The sequence below is a fragment of the Dapis hubbardiae BLCC-M172 genome, from assembly GCF_050016015.1.
Classification (GTDB): Bacteria; Cyanobacteriota; Cyanobacteriia; order Cyanobacteriales; family Microcoleaceae; genus Trichodesmium.
Map to the genome: position 1 here is coordinate 1 of NZ_JBNHEQ010000279.1, position 6,321 is coordinate 6,321.

Here is a 6,321-nt window from a genome sequence, read left to right on the forward strand (position 1 = left end):
TTACATTTTTATCAGCAGGTGAGCATAAATAGACAGAATATTATACCAAATCTCAAAAGTAATGCTATACTTGGGAAATACTTCAGTTATCAATTAATTAGTACATACCAAATCATTCTTTTGCTAATTTGAGCTAATTTAATATTAATAAGACTTACGCAAAGACCATGTATGTAGCGTTCAAAACTATAACGTTATAGTTTTTTACCTCTATATATAGTACCTCTGCGTAAGTCGTGATTAATTATTGTGATGTTTACTTCTCTGTAGAGACCTTGCATCCAACGTCCCTAACTACTCCCCTATCCCCTGCTCAACAAAATGTAGAAAAGTTTTTGATAAATGCCATTAGAGGGCGGGTGAGTCAGAACTATATCGTCCTTAAATCAAGGCTTTCGGTTAAAACCTACATCCTGCACGTCAAAATGTAGTATGAAATAAGGAGTCAGGAGTCAGGAGTCAGGAGTCAGGAAAAAATCATAATAGTCAATAACAGCAAACAATTAATTAAGTATTGACAGCAGTTTTCATTTGGGTAGACCACAGTAGGGGCGTTTGCGGAGCATTCCGGAACGGAAATGGCCATGTGCTAACGCAAAGCTCCGCTTTATATGTCGCGCAGCAAAACGCCCCTACAGGATTTTTGCTTGTGAAGATGTGGTTCATCAATTTGAAAAGCGCTGTATGCTTAATATTTTCCTGATAATTTGACTCAGGAGAAAGTTAAATAAAGATAATTCGTAAAGTATAAATACCTACTAAACTACCAAATTATTATAATACTCTAGTGCTACAACTTGACGTGCGGAAGGTGGGTTGGAGAAATAGATAACATCAGGTCATCATCAAAACCTTGTAGGGACGTTCCATAGAACCTCCCTACTTACTCCCTACTCCCTCTTCTATCGAGAATAAGCTTGAACATATCTCAGTATGCCACGAGCAACCGCCTGCGCCATACGACTACGTTGAACAGGATCAGCAAGTATCCGAGAATCATAATTACCAGTGACAAAACCCACCTCTACCAAAACAGCAGGCATCTTAGTATGTCTTAGCACATGAAAACGCGCTCTCTTCACACCACGATTATTCATAGTCGGAAAAGCTTCCAACATACTATTCTGAATATACCCTGCTAGAGCACGCCCACTTTGGTAATAAAAAGTTTCTAAACCATTCACATCAGGACGACTCATACTAATAGCATTAGCATGAATACTCACAAACAAATCTGCTCCTACCCTATTAGCTAACTCTGACCGTGGTGGTAAATCTAAATCCCGGTCTGTCTTACGAGTCATAACCACTTGTATATTATTCTGTTCCAGGATTTGAGCTACCTCTAATGACATTGGCAAAACAATATCCTTCTCCCGCAAGCCCCCAATACCCACTCCACCTAAATCTGTCGGTCCCCCATGTCCGGGGTCTATAACTATCATTAGTCGTCCATCACGTTGAGGTAATCTATTGGGGAAAGGAAAACGAGGATAACGATTATTAGTATTAGGCCGTCGATTATTGCGACGAGGCCAAGGAAAAGGCCAGCGTCTCGGACGTAAATTGTCAGCAGAATTCTGAGGTAATCTATTCTGAGGTGGTGGATTTTGCGGTAATGAATTTCGGGACGATGAATTTTCCCGTGAGAATACTGAGGATCTTAAACTAGGAGATTGTTGTGTAGGATTTGTTGGCTTCCAACCTGGAGGTGCAGTTCCAATATTACCCCAACCCATAGGCAAAGATAACTGTTCGGCCGTAATCTGAGTTACTTCTGCAATTTTAACATTATTAATAGGCTTAACCAGAATTGTAACTGTTTCTGGATCTTCTTGACGTATTTTTGCCCAGACCAAAGGACTACCAACCTGTCGTCCTGGCAACTGCAATTTATCATCTACCTTAGCATTATATATAGTAATTCCATAAGCATCTGTTTCAGAATCCCAACCACTGGTATAATTTAGAGCTTGGTCTCCAGTAACCACCAACTCAGTACCATTTTTTAATTCTACTGACTTAAGCACCGCAAACCCAGTAGCTTGATTAATTGTAGGTGGTGCTTCTCCTTGAGGCCATACTGCTACTCCACCTGCATAAGCACGAGCTTGCCATTCAGTTTGCGTATCTGGCATACTTAGTGTCAGCCGAACTACTGCTGGTGCAGTTGAAAGTTGAGTTAATTGAGTAATTGTTAATCCAGATTCATTAAATCTTTGATTTGGTTTGACATCCCTGGCTGTGAGAGTAGCATTCAGGACATCAATAGTCATCCAGGTACGGTCAACACTCTTCTTCAGTTCAATTTCTGGTAATTTACCACTTGTTTTGAGAACTACTCCCTCTTTTTTTACTTGGACATCTTCTACAAGAGTTGGTGTGCCATTAGTGGCATTTGAATTAAAGGAAGAAGAATTATTCAGTCTTTGTCTATTTTGATTGTTTGGTCTTTCTGTTCTGCGAAGAATTAGGGGCGAACGTGGAGGTGGTGGAGCTGAAGACTGGGAACTTTGGAGAGGTAGGGGCGAACGTGGAGGTGGTGGAGCTGAAGACTGGGAACTTTGGAGAGGTAGGGGCGAACGTGGAGGTAGTGGGGGTGGAGACTGAGGTGCAATATTAATATTTGTACTAGAGGTAATTTTTTGAGGCGTTGGTATTTGTACAGTCCATTGGCTAGGAGAAATACCTCGAAATTGTACTTGTTTTGGGTCAATAGTATAACCATTGTTTAGTTCTACTACTATCCGAGCTGTTTGAGAATTAAATTGTCCTACTCTAATTGCTTTAATTGCCCCACCCACAACTTGAGAAGTTCTTATACCACCTAAAGTTGTTCCTGGCAAATCTATAATTAACCGAGTTGGATTAGTAATTAATTGGGCTTTTGGCTGAACACCACCTTCTGTAGTAAAGGATAGTTGGTTCTGGTTGACTCTAAATTGCCAAGATTCTAGGGTTGCAGCTTCGGAGGGACTTCCTAAGACAAAAACACTGAGTATACTGGGAAGTAACCAGCGCAACATAAGGTTTTTCCCTAGTTGGGTACTGTTAAGAAAGATCAAACGATTTCCTGGATATATATTTTTCATATCAAGTCTAATACTTTAATTTAACCCTCTAAATCAATATAAATATATTCATTTCACTTGTATGGTTATTTATGAATAGAATATCATTAGCTTATAACCATTTACTTCTACACCCAAATAACCACTTCAATAATGATTGTGAGGATTACTAGAGGGACATACTATCATATATTTTTCTCAATGGTTGTTAGTCATTCCAGATATATCTAAATTTTTTTTTGATTAATATTTTGGATTTTTTGTTAATAGCCCTAGAGATTATATCAAATCCAGTACCATTGGTTTCATTAATTGATAATTGATAATTGATAATTGATAATTATGTTTGCGTTCCGCAAAGCTTGACCTTTGTCATGCTCCGCATTTCCTGACGGAATGCTCCGCTTTCCATGTCGGCGACAGCCGAAAAGCGAAACAAAAATAATTAGGGTTTGCTGAATAAGTCTTTTTTAAGGAGTAGGGGAGTAATTTTTTTGCTCAACTATGCACCCAAAATCCTAACTTTTTGATTTTTCGGGAACCGTGCATAAAGAGCTGAAAACTAGGTACTTTGTTCCCAACATAAAAAGGCTAAAACCTTTATATGTCAATGCTTTGAGATTTAATCAGCAAGCCCTAATTAATTATCAATTAGATATAGCAGTTCTCATAATGGTGAGGTACAAAATTCTAGCTTTGAGGGAACAGGGAACAGGGAACAGGGAACAGGGAATAGGGAATAGGGAATAGGGAGTAATGAAAAGATAAAAAGATAAAAAGATAACTGTACTTCACGCTTCTTGGGAAACGCTATATCTCCAGAAAAGAGGAAATATGGAATAGAGAATAGGGAATAAGGGGGAAAGAATTGATGATTTATCTACGATAATTAATTGAATTTTTTATTGTTGGAGATGTCTATTATCAATTATCAATTATCAATTATCAATTATCAATTATCCATTAACGACATCTTTTTCAAGTATTTTAAAGTGCAGACAACAATCTCGCCCCTGTTGTTTAGCCTGATATAAAGCTTGATCGGCTTCAAGTATCAATTCCTGGGGTGTTCGATCAACTAATGGTATCTGAGTAGCAATACCCAAACTTAAGGTAACTATTTGTTTTTCACTTCTATAATTAGGAATACCTAAATCCTTAATTGCTGATTGAATCTGTTCCGCGACTACAGAAGCTCCATTTTCATCAGTATTTGGCAAAATCACAGCAAATTCTTCTCCTCCATAGCGAGCTAACAAGTCTACAGGGCGTTTCACAATTTCTTTGGCAGTCTGAGCTATTTTAACCAAGCATTGATCTCCTGCTTGATGACCATAAAAATCATTGTACAATTTGAAATGATCGACATCAAACATAATTAGAGATAAACATTGCTTTTCTCTTACCAGTCTTCTCCATTCCAGATCTAAAAATTCATCAAAGTAACGGCGGTTAGGAATTTGAGTTAAACCATCAACTCGAGCCAGATTTTCTAATTTATAATTTGCTTCCTGAAATGCATCAAGGGTTTTGGCTAATTCCTCTGCTTGAGAACGGGTTTGAGCTAATAAATGGGAATGCTCCAAAGCAACACTAAACTGAGCTGCGAGTTGTTTAACAAATCGAATTTCATTTTCAGTCCATTTACGGGTATTTTCACACTGATGAATACATAATAATCCCCATAATGTTGAACCTATCATTAAAGGTACAATTATTTGTGCCTTAATTTGAAATTTCTCTAACAGTTTAAGATGACAATCTTTTAAACCTGCATTGTAAATATCATCTAGCACTTGTATACGTTCCTTTTGATACTGAATGGCGAACTGTTCACCAAAACAATTATCCTGGACTTTGTGCAAAAGCGCAGAGTTATAAGCTGGTAAAACACTTTCAGCAACAAACTCACCAAAGCAGTAGTTACTACCTGGGTCAAAGTGGAATAACCCAACGCGATCGCACAGCAAAGCTTTTCTAATTTCTTTGACAGTAGTTTGACATAAGGTATCAAAGTCTAGAGACTCACGAATTTCTGAAATTAAGTTAAATAAAATCGTTTGTTGCTGGCTATTTTCTCGCAAATATTTTGCTTTTTGTTCTACTTCAGCGAGTTGTTCTGCTTGTTGTAGAGCAATACCTAATTGGGCAGAAACTTGAGTCAAAAATTTAACTTCGGAAACTTGCCAATTATTGGGTCTAGAATGTTGATAGGCAGCCAAAATTCCCCACAGTTTTTGTTTGACAAAAATAGGAGCAGTTGCGAAGGCTCGGATATGAAATTGTTCCAACATTTCAAGATGACATTGAGACAACCCTGCTTTGTAAATATCTTCTACTACAAATGTTTCGTTATGAATATACCTACCACCTTCATGTTCTTGAAGATAAGAGTCATTCCAGATAGTGTTTTTGCCTAGTTTGCCATAATTATCCCAACTAGGTTCAGTAAATTCAAAGTCTTCAACAAACTGACCGCCCCAGTCTTCAGAAAAACGATATACTGAGACTCGTTCGACACCTAAAAGTCTACAAGTTTCTTTTGTTGTTGTGCGAAATATTGTTTCTAGGTCTAGAGATGCTCTAATCTTACTAATGACTTGATATATTGCCCTTTGGTGTGCAGATATTTGCTCTAATTGTTCTGTTTTTTGGTATAGTTGATATTCTAAATGCTCAATAGTTGGTAATCCCAATAACTTAGATATTTTATTAATTATTGGGCGGCATAAGGTAGCTAATATAGATTGAGTTTTTCTGTTATTCATCCGTTGTTTGACTGAATATTCTAACATATAGCTTTTCTTGGTTATATATTGATTATATATGGTCAACATTTTAGGGTTTTAGGAAAGAGGTTTAAAGTATCTCTATTCGATGAAAAATCCTATTTAAACAAGATAGCAGAAAAAATCTCTATAAGCTATATATACCTTTGAAACATGAATTTTTATAGTAAATCTGTGATATAATTACAGGCTATTTTTTCTGTTAGGTATCAGATTTATTTGGCTCTTATTTGATGCTACGAATAAAAAAAGAATGTTATACCAATTTCATGGAATATTGCTACAGTGGCTCTGTTTTTAGGAGTTAGGAGTTCATTAATTGATAATGAATAATGGATAATTACCTCTTTAATAAGGAAGGAGTAAGAAGCAAGAAAGAAGCAAGAAAGAAGAAGCAAGAAGGAATAAGTAATACCATTTCTCAAAAATCTTGCTATATTTGATTGGGTGGAGGAGGGACG

The 6,321-nt window shown here is 37.0% G+C and carries 2 protein-coding genes; both read right to left on the minus strand.

The window, feature by feature from the left end:
* Nucleotides 1-902 precede the first annotated feature (902 nt).
* The gene (locus ACP6PK_RS26065; RefSeq protein ID WP_426563971.1) at nucleotides 903-3,026 is read right to left on the minus strand and encodes an N-acetylmuramoyl-L-alanine amidase; all 2,124 of its coding nucleotides are present in this window, start codon (nucleotides 3,024-3,026) and stop codon (nucleotides 903-905) included.
* A 1,001-nt stretch (nucleotides 3,027-4,027) separates the two neighbouring features.
* Nucleotides 4,028-5,866 carry a diguanylate cyclase domain-containing protein gene (locus tag ACP6PK_RS26070; protein WP_426563973.1) on the minus strand — a complete coding sequence of 613 codons (1,839 nt, stop codon included), beginning with the start codon at nucleotides 5,864-5,866 and terminating at the stop codon, nucleotides 4,028-4,030.
* Nucleotides 5,867-6,321: the final 455 nt, after the last annotated feature.

Bases quoted from the DNA above. Each gene is read 5' to 3' on its own strand.
- ACP6PK_RS26065 (WP_426563971.1), bottom strand. From the start codon at position 3,026: ATGTTGCGCTGGTTACTTCCCAGTATACTCAGTGTTTTTGTCTTAGGA.
- ACP6PK_RS26070 (WP_426563973.1), bottom strand. From the start codon at position 5,866: ATGTTAGAATATTCAGTCAAACAACGGATGAATAACAGAAAAACTCAA.